Genomic DNA, 19,058 nt, shown 5'->3' on the forward strand with positions numbered 1-19,058 from the left:
GGCGACTCCGTAGCTGCGGCTCAGGGATTAAAGGTATAGACGGTGATTTCCTCATTGGAATTCACGCTGTCGCGCATACTTTGTGGCCACCAGATCACCATTTTTTGTGGTGTCGATAGTGGGCGCCCGCAAAGTCCTGCGCACTGAGTATCACTTTTAATGCTGCTACAGCCAGCCAGAGCGGCAAGCATCAGTGCGGCAAATGTCAGTCGGAGCGAATGTTTCATGGCTGTACAGCTCCAGTTGATAATTCTTGAACCGGGGTGGTGCGAGCAGGCTCGGCAGCCGGGGTGATCAGGCTGGCACGACGTGGGCCTGGCTCAGGCTTGCGAACCGCAATAAAGACTTCCGCCTGCTCATTTGGCGTCAGGTCGGTATCGGGCCACACAGTGACGCCCAGTACGTTGTGGTTGTCGCAGTCAGCCTCATCAAAGCGGCGACGGAAAGGCGTATTGTTCTTCGCTACGGCAACCATGATGTTGTAGTCACGGCCAATGTACCATTGTGACTGAGGCATCATGCGGGTCAGGCGAGGGTGGCACAGTGCGGTGGGCAAAGGATGCTCCGCATCGTTACGCTCGACAAAGCCTTCAGGGATCCGCTTGTCGACCAGAGTCGCGAACGAATTAGTGATGCTCTTGCGTGTTAGGCCTTCGCCCTCGCCAGTACGCACGCCAATGTTAGCCATGGCTTCGCGTGCTGTCTGACGGTTCTTCTCGGATAGATAGCGGGTAGGGTTGAGTTCATTACCAACGATGCGTGGAGTGATGATGAAGACACGCTCACGACGAGTCTGGGAGTCATTTTTGTATCGGAAGAGGCCGCCGATACCAGGCAGATCACCCAGCAGCGGAATTTTGCTGTCAGAGTTGCTGCGTTGCTCAACATTGAAACCACCGACAACCAGTGAACGATCAGCGCGAATAACGGCCTGTGTGGAGATCGTTCCACGGCTTACATCCGGGGTATTGGCGTAAGTAGTACTGGTGCTATCCGAGGAAGAGGAGTCACTGGAGGAGCTGTCACTTTGCTCAATGCTACCGTCTTCAATATTCAGGGAAAGCTGAATAGTTTGTTCGCTGCCGTTAAGAATGGCGCGTGGAATCACCTGCAAGCTGGTGCCAGCGGTCACTGGAGAGATATTCGCAACGCGTTCGCCAATCGCCGTAATAAAGGCCGTCTGGTTAAAGTCGATCACAGCTGGCTGGTTCTCGATGGTCAGAATCGAGGGGTTGGCGACCAGTGAGGCATCCCCTTTTTGCTCCAGTGCATGGATCTCGGCATAGAAGTGGCTGAAGTCCTGAATCAGTACGGTCGCAGTGGACCCTGAGGCCAGGCTTGCTGCATTGAAGGTTGCTTCAGTTGAGCCGCGACCAACCTGCCAGTTAAGGCCAAGTTCTGAGAGTTTGCTACGCTCGATATCCAGAATGACCGCATCGATTTCGATCAGGTTACGCGGTACGTCGAGCTTTTCGATCAGGCTTTCGTACATGTCGTGCTTTTCCGGATCGTCATGGATCAGGATCGAGTTGTTACGAATATCGGCGCTGACTTTACTGGACTTGTTGCTGCGGTCCTTGACCAATGAGGTGATCTGGGACTGCGTCATATTCTGGTTATCCACCTGATTCTGCATACGGTTCATCGCAGAATTCGTCAGAGACTCCAGACCGCCGAAGGCATCAGACGGAGAGATGTTGCTGGAGTTCATGTTCAGGGGAATAGAGTCTTTACTCTTGGTGCCAAGCAGCTCACCCAGAATGGTGGCGACACCCGGGACAACAATAGTCTGGTTGCGGTAGGTGACCTGTCGATCATCGGCGAGCGCATAGCGAAGCGGGAAGACCATGAAGTCGTACTTGTCTTCACCCTTCTTCTTTTTCTTGCTCAGTTCTTCAACGAAGTTAACGTAACTTTTTGGACCGGAAACAATGACCACGCCTTCGTCAGGGAGTTCACCCCAGCCGAAGCGATCGTCCAGCAAACCCACCTGAGTTAATGCATCTTTCAGGTCCGCGACCGCATCCTCAGAGACATCAAGGCTGACAGAAGTCTGTTCATCGAGGGGGCTGATATAGAGCACGCCATTGTAGACGTACCATTGAAAGCGGTTATCGAGGGCGAGACGATCAAGAAAGTCTTTGGCGCTGTCGGCGCGCATCTTGCCATCTACAACGCCGGTGACGCCGTGCATGTCCAGACGGACGCCAAATACACGGGTGAAGTCATCCAATGCCTGACGTAACGAGGTGTTGTTAGCGTCGTAAGCATACGCGTTCTTTTTCCAGGTGGCCGGAACAGCGGCCATTACCGGCGTGGCTATTGCCACGGAGAGTAACAGGGCGGCAACAATTTTCTTGACCATGGTGTACTCGAACTACAGAGAAGATTGGGCGGATTGTTACCAGATATTACACCATGGTTCAACCCAGAGACTGTCGGTGCAGTGACTCCATCAATAATGCCGATCCCAAACTCTGAACCTGTGACACTGTTCGGCTTTGTACGGGTTTGTTAGTCCTGGTTGGCACTGCACTCAACATACTATGCCATGTATCGGCCTGGTTGAGGATCGATTCGAGGCGTCGAACCATGAGAGAGATGCCAGTTTCTCGCGGAATAGTGTCAATGAGACAGTAACATTCCGTCTCACGTCGCCAGGCAAGGGCTGCAAAGAAGGAGGCCATGCTGGGCCAGACCATCTTCAGCATCATGCTCTGATCATAGGCAATTCCGGGGATGTCCTCCTCCAGATCGATGGAGATGTGCACCATATCACCGTCTTTACGGAATACGCTGGTCATCCCATCGATATAGAGGTGGTAGTCCTTCTCGGCGCTGGACAGCCAGTCGCTTAACAGGCTGTGCAAAGAGGGAGAGTTGGACTCAGTTGATGCCATTGAGAATTGCCTTTGCCAGGTTGTGTTTTACGGTCACTTCCTGGTTAACCGCCCAGCTGGCATTCGCGTTCTGGCGCATGGCTGAGTTGAATGCATAGATATCATCCAGTGATGCGCCATCCAGATTGGTGACCAGGTCATCCATGTTTTTCTGGCTACGATCAAACTGAGTGTCGAGGCGGCGTTGGATTGCGTCTACAGAGGCCATGATGAACTCCCAAGTACTGTGGTTTGTGAGTTTTGTGTGGCATTGCTTTGGGCGAAGTTCCCGGATCGATACACTTTCTTGGTTGCGCTGCGATCATGGGGAAGATGAGGTAGAGTGTAGCGCTCTTAATCAGGTAATCCAGAAGTCAGCAAGGATCTCTCATGAAAGTAGCAGCGATTGTCGCAACAAGTCTCAATGGCGTCATTGGTGTTGAGAATCGGCTGCCTTGGCATATCCCCGAAGACCTCAAATACTTTCGCCGGGTGACCATGGGCAAGCCTGTGTTGATGGGGCGAAACACCTTCGATTCTATTGGTCGCGCGCTGCCTGGACGGACCAATATTGTGCTGACGCGTAATCCTGAGTGGCAACACGAAGGCGTGGTGGTGGCTCATGAGCTAGATGAGGCTCTTGAGCAAGCCAAAGCTGCGGCGCAGAAAGCCGGAGCGGAAGAGGTCATGATTATGGGTGGCGCGCAGCTCTATAACACCATGCTGCCTCATTGTGATCGTCTCTATCTTACGCGCGTACACACGCAGATTGAGGGCGATGCTTTTTTCCCGGATGTGAACCCCTTGCAGTGGCAGGAGGTCAGCAGAGAATCACTCGGTGCAACGGATGAGCGCCCTGCCTGTGACTTTCTGGTATTGGAGAGGATTGCCTGAGGTTTAATGCTCAGGTTGTTGCTCAGATGTTCTCGATATCTTCGATTTGCATCACATCATTGGAGCGACCGGCTTCATTATCCAGCTCACGAATGACCTGATAAATACGCGCTACATAACGCAGGGTCGGGCGAGGAATAAACTCGCCCTCATCGACTTTATGGAGTGTGCGTGCCAGCCAGACAAAACGAATGACCGGAATCTCCCGCTCTTGTGCCTGAGAGATCAGGTCCAGCGCATCATCATCAACGCCTTTGGTCACCACGACCGGTAGCGGTGTCAGCTCGGGGCGATAATAGAGTGCCACGGCATAGTGTGTCGGGTTTACAACCAGCGCATCTGCCTCACCCAGCTCCGGACCCTTGGCAGGACCGTCACTGGATGCCAGTTCACGGGCAAGAGATTTACGGTGACCTTTCATATGGGGGTCACCTTCGGCGTTCTTGTATTCCTGCTTAACGTCGTCCTTACTCATCTTGAGGCTCTTCAGGTGGAAGTACTTCTGCATGCCAAAGTCGATGGCGGCGAGTACCAGAAGAAGCATCAGACAGACGCGCTCAAGACGCACAAATATCGCGGCAATACCCTGCCAGGCGGAATCCAGATCCGTCAGTGGTAGCATCAGCAGGGTGTCAAAGGCGGGCGGCAGGATAAACCACAGCAGGGAGCCAATAATGGCGGCCTTACAGATGTTGGTGAATAGCTCAAAGAGCTTCTTGCCGGAGAACATCTGTTTGATCTGGTTTAGCGGGTTGATCTTGTTGAGATCGAACTGCAGTGCTTCCGGCGCAAACAGGAAGCCAAACTGCATCCAAGTGCCGGCAAGTCGCATAATCACCGCAATACCCAGCGCAATGGCCAGCATGGAGCACATGATAAGAAAGCAGTTGGTCGCTACCGCTTTGACAGCATAACCAAAAGGTTGGTCAAGCACTGTCAGTGGTGAACTCACCATGCTTTCCAGCTTGTTCATGCCGGTTTCCACCATGGAAAGCACCGCTTCCAGAACACCTGCAGTGATAAGCAGTTTGGGAACGTCCTGACTTTGCCCCACCTGGCCCTTTTTTCGGGCATCTTCTATTTTCTTGGGTGTGGCCTGTTCCGTCTTTTCTCCGCTCATATGCCCTCCTACCTATTCGCCGATGTTGAGTTTAAACATCTGCTTGAGCACAGCCTGGAACGTGGTGAACTGCACACCTTTTTCCTGCGCCAGATAAAGAAGCGTCGGGGTGTACAGCACAAGGAAACCCAGACCAACCAGACATTTGAGTGGCATGGCCAGAACAAATGCCTGCATCTGGGGAGCATAAAGACTCAGAATCGCCATCCCGAACTCAATCAGCAACAACAGGCCAACGAGGGGAGCAGCATAGAGAACAACATCATGAAACGCGGTTGATAGCAGGCCCTGGTAGACATCCATGGCATCCGGTGCCGGAATCGGTAACCAAGCTGTCGGTGGCCATAACAGGTAGCTGTCCCAGATTACCTGCAGCAATGACAAAAAAGCGCCTGTGACTACAAAGAGCACAATAACTGTCTGCTTGATAAGAAAGCCCAACGAGGTTTCATTCTGACCCAGCGCTGGGTTGAGCTGACCGCCCATCAGCGCGCCACGCTGGTTATCAAAAAGAGAGCCAACGGATTCATAGAGCCAGAAGGGAATACCTAAAAGCGTGCCCAGCAACATGCCGAGAATGGCTTCTTTGGCATACAGGCCCGCAAAGGACGTCCAGGTGCCATCGTCAGGCAGGGCATCCTTGATGCCGGGCGCTACCATCAGGCTCATGATAATGACGAGGGCATAACGCAACATGCCCTTCAATTCATGGAAGGAGAAAATGGGAACCAGCAGCATGCAGGGGTACATGCGAGCCATGCCCAGGGTCATGGACATGACCCATTGGGACAGGACATCAAAGTACTGCATGCTACATCCCGGGGTTGGGTATCAGGTTAAACATCTGCCCGGTCAACTGCATCAGCTCGACGCCTACCCAACGCCCGGTCAGGGCCAGCGTAAGGCCTACAGCAACCAGTTTCACCGTGAAAGGCAGGGTTTGATCCTGTACCTGCATCAGTGCCTGTAACAGCGAAATAATGACACCGACGAGGAGTGCAACCAGCAGTGGTGGCGCTGACAACATTACGACCAGCACCATACCCTGTTTAAAGAGAGTCAGGACGTCCATAGCTAGAGCCCGCCGGTTTGCACATAGGTATAGAAAAGGCCATCAAGCAGGCGCCCCCAGCCATCGACCAGCACAAAGAGCAGTATCTTCAGGGGGAGAGATATCGTCATGGGCGACACCATCTGCATACCCAGAGCCAGCAGGACGTTGGAAACGATCAGGTCGATAACGATAAAGGGGATATAAATCAGGAAGCCGATTTTAAGACCTGCTTGCAGCTCCGACAGCATAAAGGCCGGAATCGTGATCAGCAGGTCGTCCTTGTGAACCTCTTTGGCCATATCTTTTGGCCAGAGCATGGCGGTGTTTCCCATCAAATGGGTGACAACGTCCGGGTCTGAGTTCCTGGACATGAACTTCTGAAGCGGGCCCACAATCTGGTTCACACTTTCCTGCATGGCATCCAGAGTGCTGAAATCAGGCGGAGTCTCTTTGACCTGTTCAGAAACCTGCTTGAAAACAGGCGCCATAACGAAGAGCGTCGCCGCCAGGGCAATACCGTAGATCGCCATGTTAGGCGGTACCTGCTGAACACCCATGGCGTTACGGGTGATCATCAGTACCATCGAAATCTTGAGAAAGGCACTACAGACAATCAGCATGATTGGCAGTAGAGATAGCCCCCCGAGAAAGACGGCAAAAATTAACGGATCGACTTCACCGAGATTCATGCTGGCAAGTTCACATCAGTCAGCTGGAGACCCAGCTGTCCTTCCACTTCTACCAATTCACCGCGTGCGATAAGGCGCTGACCCTGATACAGGCCGGCTTCACCCGGTGTGGCCCCCTGAACCAGCAGTACCGAACCTGGGCCGACCTGCTGGAGCTCATCCAATGTCATGCTGACTTCGCCAATCTTGATGGTCAGCGTGGTATCCATGGCTTGTGTCAGTCCTTCATGACCAGTGCTTTCCTGTTCTCCGTAAGCCTGATCAAAATTCTGATGCTGGTCGTAATTGTCATAACCCTGTTGTTCCTGGTCATCCCAGCCTTGCTGATAGTCAGGGTTGTTCTCGTCGCCATGCATCTTGGCTGCCTCTCTGGTTATGACATGGGTTTTAGTGACTTCGAGCAGAACCTCGGTTCCCTCATCCTGATAGAAGACACCCAGCTGCAAGGGGCCCAGTTGCAGATAACCAAGGCCCTCAGGGGTAAATTTAGGTTGTTTTGGGACAATCACATCGCCACGGCTCAGGGAGCAGAACTGCTCCAGTGGCAGGCGTACATGACCCAGCACCAGGGGGGCGCTAACAGGCCAGTAGCCTAGCGATGCGGCGGGCATGGACTGCCAGTAACCGCGCTCAAGCCAATGGTTAAAAGTACGAAGCGGCATCGCCAGCGGCGAGGTGATAACCACATCACCTTGCTGGAATTTCAGTTCTGCCAACGTGGGAGTGATGGGTGCTGAACTCTGCCCCAAGGGCTGGATTTCGCCAAACAAACTGCGAAGGCCAGGGTCGAGCAGGGCATTGTAGAGTTCTGTGTACCAGGCTTGCTGATCCGGTGTTTCCGCCGGCTCAGTCACGAAAGGCGCCTGGGACCAGTGATTCAGCAGGGACTCACAAAGACGCGCAGGGAGAGAAAAATTACCACTGCCTGAACTCAGATTGATCCACTGCAGGTTATCGCGGGCGGTATTCTGAGTGGCCTGTCGGATTTCCAGCAGGGCAGGGCCGCCTTGCATGTCCGGTAGCTCAAGACGCCAGCCGCGACCAATGCGGTGACGCAGATCGACTTCTGCGTTACTGATATTTCGAAGTTTTAGCGGGGTGGCGCTTGAGGCCGACGCACTCTTAAAGAGCGCATACACATTACTCATCCAAAGCGTCTCCGCGTAACGCCAGACTCAGGTTCACTGGCCGGCCAAAGCTATCAGTCAATTGCTCGCCAATCTTCTTGCGCGAGCGTTTGGCCAATTCTAAACCCTGTTGTTGCTGGAAAATAAGCTTCACTTGCCAGCTTTCTACTTCCGGGTTGGCTTTAACCATCACTTCGCCCAGATGTGGCATCAACAAACTGCACTCAAACGCCGCTGGCGTGGGAGGCATCTGGTCGGAGATTTTCTGGCACATCTGCATGAGCGCTGCGGACATCGGCGCAGTTCCGCGGGCGCCGTCAGAATCCTGTGCCATGCCTTGCTGATCAGAGTGGCCGTCACCCCCCATGGAGTTCATCCCCAGAGAAGGCATCATCATCTGCTGAAAGAGTAGCGCATCCTGCTTAAGAACTTCGCGGGTTTCTCCACGGTTCTCTTTGCGAGAGGCATCCTGACTCCCTTGGGCGTTGCCCTGTTTGTCGGCTCGATTGTTATTCTGCTGACGTGGGGGGGCTGGGGGCTGTTGGGTGGCCGTTTTGGTATTGATGGCGCTACGAGGATCAGCCATTGAGCTCTTCCTCCATAAACTTCATGCGTTCAGCCTCACGTTGCTGGCGCATAACTTCCTGACGTGCTTTTTCCAGACGCTGCTCCTGTTCGTCAGCTTCCTTCTTCTTTACACGGGCTTCTTGATACTGGTCCTGAACATCCTCAACCAGACGCGTCTCGCGTCCTTTCCATTGATCAAGGCTTTCCAGGGGGATTTTGTTGTCCTGATACTCTGCGGCCAGATCTCGGCGTTTGCCGGGTAATTCTTCCCGTGCCTGCTGATAGGCCGTCTGAGCGCGCTCCTCAATAGTACGAAGTTCTGCCAGCCGGCGCTTTTCGCGGCCAGCCTGACGTTCCGCCATCAGCATACGATGCTGGCGAATAGGCTTGAGAAGCTTAATGGCTTTTTCGAGTTCTTCTTCTGCGGGGTCTCGCAGGGACACGCTTTCTTCGGGGATGTTATATCTGCGCATGACTGCTTACCTGACTCAGAATCTGTAACGTATCTTCGTAAGGCGTAGGGTCGCGCATGGCTTGTTGTAGGAACTGGTTGATAGTCGGATTCAGCTCTACAGCCGCATCGGTTACGCGATCATGGCCCTTTTCGTACTCACCCAGTCGCAGCAGCATCTCCACTTCTTTGTAAGCAGACATCAGATTGCGGATGCGACCAGCAGCACTGATATGTTCCTGCACCGTAACATTGGTCATCGTACGGCTGATACTGCCTAACACATCAATGGCGGGGTAATGGTTCTTTTCGGCCAGTTTACGCGAAAGAATAATGTGTCCATCGAGCAGGGAGCGCACCTCGTCAGCAACGGGGTCACCGGCGATCACGTCGCCTTCGATCAGGACGGTGTAGAGCGCAGTGATGGAACCTGCGCCTTCCATATTGCCAGCGCGTTCAACCAGGCGTGGCAGCATGGTGTAGACCGAAGGCGGGAAACCACCACGGCCTGGCGGTTCACCGGCTGCTAGACCGATTTCACGCTGGGCACGAGCAAAGCGGGTAAGAGAGTCGATCAGTAACAGCACCCGTTTTCCCTGAGCGCGAAAGCCCTCGGCAATAGCGGTTGCTGTTGATGCTGCACGGGCACGCTCCATACTGGTTCGATCGGAAGTCGAACAGACCAGCACTGAGCGGGCTCGCAGCTCATCATCCAGTTCATGGTCGAGGAATTCACGCAGTTCTCGACCACGTTCCCCGATCAGGCCAAAGACAATGGCGTCACAAGGCATGTTTCGGGCCAGTTCTGCCAACAGGGTGGTCTTACCGCAACCTGCACCAGCAAATACCCCAATACGTTGCCCTTCACCAATAGTCAAAAGACCATCGATGGCGCGCACGCCGGTGGGCATGGGGGATGAAATACGAGGGCGTTGGGTCGGAGCCAGTGCATCGGCTATGACCGGGTGTGCATCTTTGGGAGATAGCGTGAAGGCTTCGGTAGGCCCTTGCAGCTTACGGCCGAAACCGTCCAGTACGCAGCCCATCAGCGAATCATTAATCGTTATGCAATGGGACTGATAGTAGGGTTGAATAGGCGCGCCGGCCTCGATGCCATCAAGAGCACCCAATGCCGAGAGCAGAGCTGTGTCGGCATTAAAACCAACAATCTCGGCCAGCACGTCAGCACCGCGGTTTCCTTTGATGCTGCACAGGTCGCCGATTCGGGCAGCAGGAAGGCTGCACTCCAGTAGAATCCCGTTGACTTGAATTACCCGTCCCTGAACTTTAACAGGAGAGAAGGCGTCGAGCCGTTGTCGTGCCTGATCCTGCCAGCGCGTCAACCGGTCCAACACCTCCTGCATTACCAAGTAACCTCAATATCCTGATTGCCTTTAAAGACGACTTTGTTTTCGTTGACGGACACAAGGCGCAGGCCATCGATCTGGTCGCCGATAAAGATGCGACGGTTATCGCTGGTGACAACGTGTGCCATGTTGCCTGCAACGATCTGGGTGATCGTAAACGGCAGCTGTGCTTTGAGTGAGCCTGTTTCGTTCTTGATGTTGACCGGGGTCGAGAAGCGCAGCTGGAAACGTGCCAGCATACGGCTCACCAGTTCACGATCGCTTTCATTCAGGCCGCCGGTCAGTGCCAGCTCACCTTGGTGAACCTTCACGGTCACCAGTGAACCCAGCTCGCGTTCTGAAAGCATCTTGCGCAACTGGCTGGCCACTTCGTTAGCATCGCCCAGCACTGGCTTGGCAGAAATGCCTTGCTCAACGCCTACTTTGCCATCGCCTTCAGGGGACTGGGGAGACAATGCCGCCCATGTCGTGGAAGCAACGATCGTGATCGCGCTCAGAAAGCCAAATACGAAAGGCAGAACAGGCTTCTTCTTGGGTTTGGCTGCTTCAATTTCAGCCTGCTCATCGGTGTCTTCTTCTGGCCATGGCACAGAAGCATCACAGATGGCGAACCATACGCCATGAAGTGCGAAAGGAATGTTCGGTGCCAGGTTTTCCAGTAAATCCAAACGATGGCCTTCACTGTCAATCACCTGACCCTGATCACCTTCAATCGACCAGCCATTTTCGGTCTGGAGAATCTGACAGTGACTTAACTGAATGCCTGGGTCGAAAAGAACCAGGTCAGCGGTTTCTGCAGCACCGATGCTCCATTGCTCACCACCTACCAGTGGGAGCGCGGCGCCTCGGTGAAGACCGGTCAGGACGCGAAGTTCGTACATATTCTCTTGTCCTCTGCTCGGGTTGGGCTATTCGCCTCGTCTAACCATTGGGTGGCTAGGTGAGTGAACCGGTTCCCTCCGGTTTGGACTATATCTTCCTGACAGGTCTGGATTTTTTCTTTGTGGCTGACTATCAGGCCATATGGGTCTGATTACGGCCTTTGTCTTTTGCCTGATGCAGCGCATGATTACTGCGAGCCAGCATGGAACGCAGACTTTCCTTGGGAATCAAGCCGCTAACACCCGCACTGACACTCAAGTGCACCTGCTCTCCAGAGAAGCTGAAGGTCTGATCGCTGACCAGCTTGCGAAGTTTCTCTGCCACCAGACAGGCACGATCCGCCGGCGTATTTTTCAGCATGACGATAAACTCATCGCCACCCCATCGGCACAGTACATCAGATCCCCTGAGGGAAGTGCGCAGTGTCGCAGACACACGTTTCAAAACAGTGTCACCTGATGCATGGCCGTAGTTGTCGTTAATGTTCGAGAAGCGGTCAATACCAATCAATATGATCGATAAGGCCTGGTTGGTTCGCACCGCCTCGCTGACACCCTGATGGGCCAGCAGGTCAAAGCCGCGACGGTTAGGCAGGTTGGTCAGAGGATCGGTGACGATCTGCGCCATGTGCTGGCGTTGCAGACGCTTCTGGCTGCTGATGCCGGTGTACCAGACAAAGCCCATGGCCACCAGACCGCCCAGCACAATCAGATAATAAGGCGCGCCAATCTCACTGAGTGGGCTGTCGGTTGAACCGTGAGCGACAAGAATCAGGCCGCTGTCAGGCAGCGCCTGCAGTACAGCGTAATTGCTCATGCCGTCACTGGAGTAGCTGTAATAACGGGCCACATCGCCTTTCACCATGCCGCTGGAAATTTCTTCCAGCAGTTTGGGATAGGGCAGGCGAACACTGCTCTCGCCAGTCAGGCCTGCACTATCAAGAAGCACGCGGCCATTCGCATCTGCCACCAGAAGCGCAATATGGCGCGCCTGACGGAAAGACTGAACCAGATCGACCAGTTTGTCCTGAGTCGCTTTAGGAAGTGAGGTGAGGTCGCCGGGCATCATCGAACGGCCTTTTAACTCGGCCTGCATCAGATGAATACCCAGGGGCAACAGCTGATCGTTGAACTCTTCACCAGTGGTGGCTTTGTGCTGCTGATAACTAAACCAGGCCAGAAGCCCAAACAATAAGGCCAGAATACCCACCGGGAAAACAGGTAAGGTGCGGCTGGTGGGTAACTGCTGTGTAAGCGTGCTCATAAGACTACTTCCATTATCAGCGCCGTTTCGGCATCAGTATTCCAGTGAAATTCGACCAAGCACGTTCACCTGTGATGTGCTCAGCAGCTCGGAGAATGACAGCACCGGGACATGGTTAAACTCGTCCTGTAAAAGATTGCGCATGACGCGACGCAAATCCTGTGCCACCAGTAATACCGGTCTTGGAGAGGCCATTATCGGGAAGGCTTCCCGCAACTGCTGAACCAATGCCTGACTAGCCTCCTGCGTCAGGGCAAAAAACGCTTCTGTCTGGGTCTGTCGCATGGAGTCGCGAAGTAGTTCTTCGGTTTCCGGCGTCAACAGCCAAACGTGCATGCCGTCCTCGTTGGCATACTGATGACAAATCTGGGCCTTGAGCGCAATACGTATATAGTCGGCAAGAGCGCCCGCATCACGCTCGTGCTGACCATGTTCGATCAGGGCTTCAGAAATGGGGCGAATAGCACGAAGCGATACTGCTTCCTGTGCCAAACGCTGTAGTACAGAGGCAAAGCGCGATGTGGGAATCACACGTTGCAGTTCTTTGGCGAGTTCAGGCTGATCAGCCTCAACCCAGCTCAGGATCGCGCGGGCTTCCTGCAGGCCGATAAACTGCGGGCCTGTGGCAAAGAACAAGCGCTCAAGACGTTCGACCAGCATCCGTAGCGCCGGAATAGGGTTCATCTCGGCGGTTTGTGCCAGCGGATGGCCCTCATCAAACCATACCCAGCGATCTTCCTCGCGCTCGAGGGTGCCAGGGGTGCCTTCCGCTATCTGTTCTTCAGTCAGCAGTCTGCGCTCAATAGCCACCTTGCCCGTCGCATAGGTAGCACGCAAGCGTGGCACTTCGTAGACGCAGAAGCAGAATTCATCTTCGGGTAGCTGGTCACTGTAATCGATATCGAAGGAGGGCAGGGTGATGCCGTACAGGTTGACGATACGGTTACGGGTTTTACGTGCCTCGACGATCAGGCTGACAGTCAGAGAGTCATTAGGATGATTGCGAGCGCCAGAGAATTGCAGCAGATAAGCGCGTGCCGGATTAAAACGGCGGATATCCTCAAAACCGTTATTCTCAGGGGCAACCGCGACCTGACCGGACTGCTGCTGGGCTTGCAGCATCAGGATCTTCTTGGCCTTGAATACCTGAAATAGCCCGCTGAACAAGGTAATGAAAGCGATGGTCAGGAATACCGCTGTTGGCATCCCGGGAAGCATGGCGAACCCGAGCATGCCGACAGAGGAGATAATCCAGGCTTTTGGCTGGCTGGTAATCTGCTCGGCCATTTCGCGGCCGATGTTGGCATCCATCTGCGAGTTATCAGAGCTGACGCGGGTGATAATCATACCGGCGGTCAGGGAGATCAACAGGGCAGGAATCTGAGCGATCAGACCATCACCGATAGTCAGCACAGAGTAGAGATGCATCGATTCGCTGGCGGTCATGTCGTGTTGCAGCGTACCGACAGAGAAACCACCAATCAGGTTGATCGAGACGATAACCAGACCGGCAATCGCATCCCCTTTTACGAATTTCATCGCACCGTCCATCGCACCGAACAGCTGGCTCTCTTTTGCCAGCTCGTTACGCTTGGTACGTGCCTGGTCAGCATCAATAAGGCCTGCGCGCAAGTCAGAGTCGATCGACATCTGCTTACCGGGCATCGCATCCAGGGTGAATCGCGCAGCAACCTCGGCCACACGCTCCGAACCTTTGGTGATAACCAGGAAGTTAACGACGGTCAGAATCAGGAAGATAACCAGACCTACGGCCAGGTTACCGCCGACTACGAACTCGCCGAAGGCCTGAACGATGTGACCTGCGTCTTGCTCCAGCAGAATGAGTCGGGTGGTCGAAATCGACAATGCCAGCCGGAACATCGTTGTCAGCAGCAGTACTGCCGGGAAGGAGGAGAATGCCAGAGGGCCAGGCAGGTACATGGCCAGAGCGATCAGCAGGGAGGAAATAGAGATGTTTACCGCGATCAAAACATCCACCAGACCCGTTGGCAGGGGGATGATCATCATGAAGACGATGGCGATGACGAAAGCCGCGCCAACCACCTCCGAGCGCTTCATTGCGCTTATCGCAATACGATTAAGTATGAGAAATGCCTGATTCATAAACTGCGCTCGGTACCTGTATGCTGCTGGGTGGTGCCTTCCCTAGAATTAGGTATTCTGCTCTTGCCGTGACATATCTGCCATGACACGGTCTACCACTTCCATGACAGGCGCACGCATATCGTCGCCCCAGATAGATACCGGTAATTTATCTTTCAATAACTGTTTTAGCGCATTCATAAACGTCATCTGCATAGGTAATTCGCCGCCCGCACAGTCATTGGTCAACTGTTTTACATCCCTTGGCAGAATACGTGACTGGGTAAAGTCGAGCAGGCGGCGGGTCAGTCGTGCTGCTGTCATGCTGGTGTCGGCGCCTTTGCGCTTCATGCGCCTTAGCAGATCACCTGCCTGATTCAGTACCGAGTTAAGGTCCTGACTGGCAGTCATGTCTTTCAGCAGCATGCTGATCACATTCTTGGGCTTGGACGGGTTAGATGAATTCAGGTCATCGTTCATGGCGTTGATCAGCACATGAATGCCCTGGTTGAAGTGCTTCTCATCAAAGCGGCTCAGTAAGGCATCGAACATGGCAATGAGTGAGCCCTGTGAGCCTTTGCCGGCGATACCTGCGTAATAGACATCACGCATTTGGGCACGATTTTTTGGGTCCTTGCTGAAAGCGGCAATGGCAGCGGCGGTATTGATGCCTGCACGGGCCTTGGCACCATGCTCTTCATGCTGCATCAGGTCATCTAGCGCACCGTTGAGCTTGGCGGCCTCGTCGGTCTTGCCTTCTTTATTGGCTTCCCCGATCGCATGCTGCAGTGCCAGGTTAGCCAGTGCAGGGTCTGACTTGGACTTGGACAGGACATCATCGAGGTTGAAATTGGGGTTCTGGGCGATGCGACGCAGCTGTGAGCTGATGTCTGTCAGGCCACCGTTACTGTTCTCTTCCATCAAGTGGTAAAGAGACATGATCTTCTGCACACGCATGCGCTGATTGGGGCGGTCAGTAATCTCGCGGTCGCCGATGCCCTTGGACTCTTCCTTCTCGCTGAAGGACATGGAAATCTCTTCCAGGTTATCCGACAGGTGTGTATCTACATGCTGCGACGCCAGTGGGTTAAGCGTCTGGGAAGGCGTCTTTAAATCTGCTTGTTGTTGCTGCAAAGCTGCACTGTTGGTTTGTGCAGCCTGCATACTGCGCTGTAATGAGCTGAATTCCATGAAATAGTCCTGCAATCAACAAGTAGACCTGTGGATGCTGTTTGTGTGGTGGTGAGTGTCCCGTGGTTCCCATTGATTTGGAGGAATAATATTGCACATAGTGCCAATTCCTACAGGGATCACACCCCAGTCATCCAGCAGCGATTAAGACGCTCCTTGTCAGATTGAGTCAGGTGATCAGCTTATATTGCAGCGCATAGCGCACCACATCCGCCTGACTGTTAAAGTCCATCTTCTGCATCATTCGAAACTTGTGGGTGCTGACGGTTTTATTGCTGATACCCAGCTGTTCGGCAATGGCATTGATGCTGATGCCGCGAGCCAGCAGGCACAGAACATGAAACTCCCGGCGCGAAAGCGTTTCATGCCGCGGTTGTTCCTCCTGCTCCACATCATGAAAGGCCAGGCTCTCAGCAATATCCGACTGGATGTAACGCCCTCCACGAGCCAGGCGACGAATCGCCGAAGTAAGGGTCAGGGCATCGCAATCCTTACTGAGGTAGCCGCGGGCGCCAGCCCGAATCGCACGGCGGGCGATTTGAGGCTCATTGTGCATGCTAAGAATAAGTACTGGCAGGTCGGGAAAACGGGTATGCAGTGTTTCGATCAGCGCAAGACCGCTAAGGCCCGGCATCATCATGTCCAGCAGGACAATATCCGGCTGCTCAGTATCCAACAGGCTCAACAATGCCTGACCATTTTCCGCCTCGGCGACAAGACGAAACTCCTCGTAGTGCGAGAGAAGGTGTTGAAGGCCTTCGCGGACAATAGAGTGGTCATCAGCGATTACAAGGCGGATCATGACGGAATTCCTTCTTATTACCTGCTGCCGCGGATTATGAATTCTCCAATGGCAGCTGAACTTCCAGGTGCGTTCCTTGACCCCTGGCACTAAACAGATAGAGCTGCCCATTAAGGGTGCTCACTCGTTCTCTAATACCGATCAGCCCATACGAACTCTGGGTTTTTTGCTGAACTTCAAAGCCGATGCCGTTATCCCGGATGCACATTAGCAACATGGGATCTTCGGTTCTGTGCAGCACAATGCGCACATCCGTGGCATGCGCGTGCTTGGCAATGTTGTTCAGCGCCTCCTGAGCAATGCGGAACAAGGCGATAGCGGTGTAATCATCCAGCTCCAGCTGGTGGCAGTGCTGAATGAGTCGACAACTGATACGGGTCGTCCGCTGGAATTGCTCCACCAGCCATTCCAATGCAGTTTCCAGCCCCATGTCGAGAGCCGCAGGGCGTAATTTGGTCACCATGTCACGGCTCATGGCAATTGTGGCACCCAATTGACGCGTCAGGTGCTCAAAAGCCGGTTTCAACTCGGGCTGCTGGCTTGTGGCATCCAGCTGCAGATGCATCAGCCCCAGCCGTAAAGCGGTTAATTGCTGCCCCAGCTCATCGTGGAGTTCGCGCGCGATCACCTTGCGTTCATCCTCTCTGATCATTTGCATGCGGCGGGAAAGCTCACGTAACTCGTCTGGGGTTAAGGCTACTTCGCTAGGAGCCTCATCACTGGCACTGAATTCAGATCGGCTTATCCAGGGCAAGTCGGGAAGTGTTCGCTGTGGCATCTAGAGTCCTCCCCGGGCAAAGACGTGTTTCGTCGTGTGTGGCTCATCGCAGGTTTGCTGCTTATAAAAGCAGTGGAAAATGTAAAGGTTGTAAATGAGATTGGATTTCAACTGCAATAATTACAGAATTTTTGCACGAAGGGATGAAACCTGTCTCGGGTTTTTTTCACTAAGGTTCTGCAAGGTGATAAAACTCACATTTTAGTGACAAGGAAAAACGGATGTTTTTGTTGGTGCCGTTATTTAACTCCTGCCTTACCCCATTCTCTGACGCCGAATCGCAGTCTACTGGCGCGATCTTGGTGACCCGAATGCCCCGCTTTGTTCAAGAAAACTCTCTGCAGTCCGATAACTGACTCAGTCATGTCGCTCTAGCGTAAATGTACATGAACGATAGAGTGATAATAACCTTCAGCTAATTGGCTGAAAACTCTTCAAATTTTGCTTTTTAGCACGCTTACGGTTTAGTCTGAATGCTGGGATAGACGAACGAAAGGGTTTTAAAATCGATTGTTGCAAATAGGTCTTGTGATAGTTTTATTAATGCAACTGTTGTTGTCGTCTTTAGTGAGATTTTCCTCTGACCGGAATGACAAAAAAGTATATAAATGCGCTTATTAAAATATCTATTTGCGCGATTCATTACTCAGAGTAAAAAGTCGTTTCAGTAAAACTGATTATTTTTTGCGGTTGACATATATAAATTAGATATTTTGCGATGTTTGTCAGGTTTCTTGTAATCATTTAAGAAAAAGTTCTGTAATCAAATTCCTACCTGTATGTAATTCTTTTTTTATTTTCATTCTGCAATTCCTACAGTAAAAAATTCCAATTCATGTCTTTTGTGACAGGTGTTTATTTTATCCTGTTTCGGTTTTTTACCTTTTTATACGTCCCATCTTTGACCTCAATTCTATGATTTATATAAGTTTTTTTATTCATTGATGGGGGTCAATAATTGACGATTTCCTTACAAATTTATGAATGTGAGGGAGAGTGTTGCTCTTTCTTTCTGCATTTTTTATATGTTTAAGGGCGCACCACGGAGATAGGGACATCACTATCCCACCCTTAAATCCAGAAATGTCGGGACTGGCTAACGGATGAACGGGGAGTGGATCACGAATCGAGCATTGCTCAGAAAACTAAAAGTTAACATGAGGATACACTCGTGCAGTTCGCTGATTCCCGAGAGGCTTTCCCTGAGAAAGCTGCCTTAGACCTGGATTTGCTGTTCCGCAGTCAGCAGAAACGACTGACTCACTTTATTGCCAAAAAAGTGTGGCGCAGCGAAGATGTTGAAGACATTGTGCAGGCAACCTTCCTGGAGGCTGTTCGTTGCCAAGACCGCTTTGCGGGCGCATCCAAACCTGAGACCTGGTTATTTGGCATTGCAGTTAACCTGGTTCGTAACCACTTTAAACAGCATTACTCACATCCGCAGACGGATGAGATCACTGAAGAGCTAATGGCATGTCTGCAAAGCGAGCTGGAAGATAACCCTTCTGAGCTGGTGGAGTATGAGCGCTCTCTGGATCGTACTATCGAAGCCATTGATGCATTGCCTGAAGACATGCAGCGTATCTTCAACATGGTCGTTGATGCTGAATACAGCTATCAGGACACGGCAGATCAGGTTGGTGTACCTATCGGCACTATCCGCTCTCGTCTGTCCCGTGGTCGTCAGCAGCTGAAACGTTGCCTGGGCCTCTGAGTTATCCACTTTACGATCTGTTTATTACGATGTATCTCCCCTTCTAGGGGATGAGTCCTACCGAAATACACCCCCGCCTGGGGGAAAGTAATGTCTTTACGTCATGGGTCTTAGTAGCCTCGTTCCGAGGAGTCTGCCCTTGCTGTCTTTTGCTAACGCAATCTCAAACTGAACGCT

Annotated in this window: 20 protein-coding genes; 2 read left to right on the forward strand and 18 right to left on the reverse strand. The window is 52.8% G+C overall.

Going from position 1 to position 19,058, the window contains the following annotated elements; genetic code table 11:
* Positions 1-20 precede the first annotated feature (20 nt).
* Genes hrpT through ACKC9G_RS15935 form a run of 4 tightly spaced genes read right to left on the reverse strand, consistent with a single transcriptional unit; the run spans position 21 to position 3,108 of the window.
* Positions 21-227, reverse strand: coding sequence for an HrpT family type III secretion system protein (gene hrpT / locus ACKC9G_RS15920; RefSeq protein WP_411407182.1), 207 nt, complete (start codon positions 225-227; stop codon positions 21-23).
* Positions 224-2,365: a type III secretion system outer membrane ring subunit SctC gene (gene sctC / locus ACKC9G_RS15925; protein WP_411407184.1), complete on the reverse strand. Its 2,142-nt coding sequence runs from the start codon at positions 2,363-2,365 to the stop codon at positions 224-226. Before sctC ends, hrpT begins: the two co-directional genes overlap by 4 nt.
* A gap of 58 nt (positions 2,366-2,423) precedes the next feature.
* Positions 2,424-2,900 carry a hypothetical protein gene (locus tag ACKC9G_RS15930; protein WP_411407186.1) on the reverse strand — a complete coding sequence of 159 codons (477 nt, stop codon included), beginning with the start codon at positions 2,898-2,900 and terminating at the stop codon, positions 2,424-2,426.
* Positions 2,887-3,108, reverse strand: coding sequence for a serine kinase (locus ACKC9G_RS15935; protein ID WP_411407188.1), 222 nt, complete (start codon positions 3,106-3,108; stop codon positions 2,887-2,889). Before ACKC9G_RS15935 ends, ACKC9G_RS15930 begins: the two co-directional genes overlap by 14 nt.
* 161 nt (positions 3,109-3,269) lie before the next feature.
* Between ACKC9G_RS15935 and ACKC9G_RS15940 the strand changes: the two genes are divergently transcribed.
* Positions 3,270-3,773: a dihydrofolate reductase gene (locus ACKC9G_RS15940; protein WP_411407190.1), complete on the forward strand. Its 504-nt coding sequence runs from the start codon at positions 3,270-3,272 to the stop codon at positions 3,771-3,773.
* Between the two features lie 22 nt (positions 3,774-3,795).
* Here the strand turns inward: ACKC9G_RS15940 and sctU are convergent, their stop codons facing one another.
* The 14 genes from sctU to ACKC9G_RS16010 all read right to left on the reverse strand — a co-directional run bounded on the left by sctU (position 3,796) and on the right by ACKC9G_RS16010 (position 17,167).
* Positions 3,796-4,893 carry a type III secretion system export apparatus subunit SctU gene (sctU, locus tag ACKC9G_RS15945; RefSeq protein WP_411407192.1) on the reverse strand — a complete coding sequence of 366 codons (1,098 nt, stop codon included), beginning with the start codon at positions 4,891-4,893 and terminating at the stop codon, positions 3,796-3,798.
* Between the two features lie 12 nt (positions 4,894-4,905).
* Entirely contained in the window at positions 4,906-5,703 is a 798-nt protein-coding gene (sctT, locus tag ACKC9G_RS15950; protein ID WP_411407194.1) for a type III secretion system export apparatus subunit SctT, read from the reverse strand.
* 1 nt (position 5,704) lies between these two features.
* On the reverse strand, positions 5,705-5,965 hold the full coding sequence (sctS, locus tag ACKC9G_RS15955; RefSeq protein ID WP_411407196.1) for a type III secretion system export apparatus subunit SctS: 261 nt from the start codon (positions 5,963-5,965) through the stop codon (positions 5,705-5,707).
* 2 nt (positions 5,966-5,967) lie between these two features.
* Positions 5,968-6,636 carry a type III secretion system export apparatus subunit SctR gene (gene sctR, locus ACKC9G_RS15960; protein WP_411407198.1) on the reverse strand — a complete coding sequence of 223 codons (669 nt, stop codon included), beginning with the start codon at positions 6,634-6,636 and terminating at the stop codon, positions 5,968-5,970.
* Positions 6,633-7,784, reverse strand: a complete 1,152-nt coding sequence (locus ACKC9G_RS15965; protein ID WP_411407200.1) for a FliM/FliN family flagellar motor switch protein — start codon at positions 7,782-7,784, stop codon at positions 6,633-6,635. The genes sctR and ACKC9G_RS15965 overlap by 4 nt, the downstream gene beginning before the upstream one ends.
* A complete protein-coding gene (locus tag ACKC9G_RS15970; protein WP_411407202.1) occupies positions 7,777-8,349 on the reverse strand; it encodes a hypothetical protein in 573 nt (190 codons plus the stop codon). Before ACKC9G_RS15970 ends, ACKC9G_RS15965 begins: the two co-directional genes overlap by 8 nt.
* Positions 8,342-8,803, reverse strand: coding sequence for a hypothetical protein (locus tag ACKC9G_RS15975; RefSeq protein ID WP_411407204.1), 462 nt, complete (start codon positions 8,801-8,803; stop codon positions 8,342-8,344). The genes ACKC9G_RS15970 and ACKC9G_RS15975 overlap by 8 nt, the downstream gene beginning before the upstream one ends.
* Complete coding sequence (locus ACKC9G_RS15980; protein WP_411407206.1) at positions 8,790-10,145, reverse strand: FliI/YscN family ATPase; 1,356 nt, start codon at positions 10,143-10,145, stop codon at positions 8,790-8,792. Before ACKC9G_RS15980 ends, ACKC9G_RS15975 begins: the two co-directional genes overlap by 14 nt.
* Positions 10,145-11,029: an FHA domain-containing protein gene (locus ACKC9G_RS15985; RefSeq protein WP_411407208.1), complete on the reverse strand. Its 885-nt coding sequence runs from the start codon at positions 11,027-11,029 to the stop codon at positions 10,145-10,147. The genes ACKC9G_RS15980 and ACKC9G_RS15985 overlap by 1 nt, the downstream gene beginning before the upstream one ends.
* 133 nt (positions 11,030-11,162) lie before the next feature.
* Entirely contained in the window at positions 11,163-12,293 is a 1,131-nt protein-coding gene (locus tag ACKC9G_RS15990; protein WP_411407210.1) for a GGDEF domain-containing protein, read from the reverse strand.
* 33 nt (positions 12,294-12,326) lie between these two features.
* Positions 12,327-14,417: a type III secretion system export apparatus subunit SctV gene (sctV, locus tag ACKC9G_RS15995; protein ID WP_411407212.1), complete on the reverse strand. Its 2,091-nt coding sequence runs from the start codon at positions 14,415-14,417 to the stop codon at positions 12,327-12,329.
* A 48-nt stretch (positions 14,418-14,465) separates the two neighbouring features.
* Entirely contained in the window at positions 14,466-15,587 is a 1,122-nt protein-coding gene (locus tag ACKC9G_RS16000) for an HrpJ domain-containing protein (protein WP_411407214.1), read from the reverse strand.
* Between the two features lie 169 nt (positions 15,588-15,756).
* Positions 15,757-16,389 (reverse strand): response regulator, encoded by a 633-nt coding sequence (locus ACKC9G_RS16005; protein ID WP_411407216.1) that lies wholly within the window; start codon positions 16,387-16,389, stop codon positions 15,757-15,759.
* Positions 16,390-16,423: 34 nt separating this feature from the next.
* Positions 16,424-17,167, reverse strand: a complete 744-nt coding sequence (locus tag ACKC9G_RS16010; protein WP_411407218.1) for a sensor histidine kinase — start codon at positions 17,165-17,167, stop codon at positions 16,424-16,426.
* A 1,171-nt stretch (positions 17,168-18,338) separates the two neighbouring features.
* Here ACKC9G_RS16010 and ACKC9G_RS16015 point away from each other — a divergent pair.
* Positions 18,339-18,881, forward strand: coding sequence for an RNA polymerase sigma factor (locus ACKC9G_RS16015; protein ID WP_411407220.1), 543 nt, complete (start codon positions 18,339-18,341; stop codon positions 18,879-18,881).
* Positions 18,882-19,058 lie beyond the last annotated feature (177 nt).

Origin of the sequence: Pokkaliibacter sp. CJK22405 (assembly GCF_046614695.1) — a bacterium.
In the GTDB taxonomy this organism is placed as follows: Bacteria; Pseudomonadota; Gammaproteobacteria; order Pseudomonadales; family Balneatricaceae; genus Pokkaliibacter.

Excerpts from the sequence above, each read along its gene's own strand:
- ACKC9G_RS16005 (WP_411407216.1), bottom strand. The coding sequence starts at position 16,389 with ATGATCCGCCTTGTAATCGCTGATGACCACTCTATTGTCCGCGAAGGC.
- ACKC9G_RS15935 (WP_411407188.1), bottom strand. The coding sequence starts at position 3,108 with ATGGCCTCTGTAGACGCAATCCAACGCCGCCTCGACACTCAGTTTGAT.
- ACKC9G_RS16010 (WP_411407218.1), bottom strand. The coding sequence starts at position 17,167 with ATGCCACAGCGAACACTTCCCGACTTGCCCTGGATAAGCCGATCTGAA.
- ACKC9G_RS15985 (WP_411407208.1), bottom strand. The coding sequence starts at position 11,029 with ATGTACGAACTTCGCGTCCTGACCGGTCTTCACCGAGGCGCCGCGCTC.
- sctR (WP_411407198.1), bottom strand. The coding sequence starts at position 6,636 with ATGAATCTCGGTGAAGTCGATCCGTTAATTTTTGCCGTCTTTCTCGGG.
- sctC (WP_411407184.1), bottom strand. The coding sequence starts at position 2,365 with ATGGTCAAGAAAATTGTTGCCGCCCTGTTACTCTCCGTGGCAATAGCC.
- ACKC9G_RS15965 (WP_411407200.1), bottom strand. The coding sequence starts at position 7,784 with ATGAGTAATGTGTATGCGCTCTTTAAGAGTGCGTCGGCCTCAAGCGCC.
- ACKC9G_RS15970 (WP_411407202.1), bottom strand. The coding sequence starts at position 8,349 with ATGGCTGATCCTCGTAGCGCCATCAATACCAAAACGGCCACCCAACAG.
- ACKC9G_RS15980 (WP_411407206.1), bottom strand. The coding sequence starts at position 10,145 with ATGCAGGAGGTGTTGGACCGGTTGACGCGCTGGCAGGATCAGGCACGA.
- sctS (WP_411407196.1), bottom strand. The coding sequence starts at position 5,965 with ATGGACGTCCTGACTCTCTTTAAACAGGGTATGGTGCTGGTCGTAATG.
- sctV (WP_411407212.1), bottom strand. The coding sequence starts at position 14,417 with ATGAATCAGGCATTTCTCATACTTAATCGTATTGCGATAAGCGCAATG.
- sctU (WP_411407192.1), bottom strand. The coding sequence starts at position 4,893 with ATGAGCGGAGAAAAGACGGAACAGGCCACACCCAAGAAAATAGAAGAT.
- sctT (WP_411407194.1), bottom strand. The coding sequence starts at position 5,703 with ATGCAGTACTTTGATGTCCTGTCCCAATGGGTCATGTCCATGACCCTG.
- ACKC9G_RS16000 (WP_411407214.1), bottom strand. The coding sequence starts at position 15,587 with ATGGAATTCAGCTCATTACAGCGCAGTATGCAGGCTGCACAAACCAAC.
- ACKC9G_RS15940 (WP_411407190.1), top strand. The coding sequence starts at position 3,270 with ATGAAAGTAGCAGCGATTGTCGCAACAAGTCTCAATGGCGTCATTGGT.
- ACKC9G_RS15930 (WP_411407186.1), bottom strand. The coding sequence starts at position 2,900 with ATGGCATCAACTGAGTCCAACTCTCCCTCTTTGCACAGCCTGTTAAGC.
- hrpT (WP_411407182.1), bottom strand. The coding sequence starts at position 227 with ATGAAACATTCGCTCCGACTGACATTTGCCGCACTGATGCTTGCCGCT.
- ACKC9G_RS15990 (WP_411407210.1), bottom strand. The coding sequence starts at position 12,293 with ATGAGCACGCTTACACAGCAGTTACCCACCAGCCGCACCTTACCTGTT.
- ACKC9G_RS15975 (WP_411407204.1), bottom strand. The coding sequence starts at position 8,803 with ATGCGCAGATATAACATCCCCGAAGAAAGCGTGTCCCTGCGAGACCCC.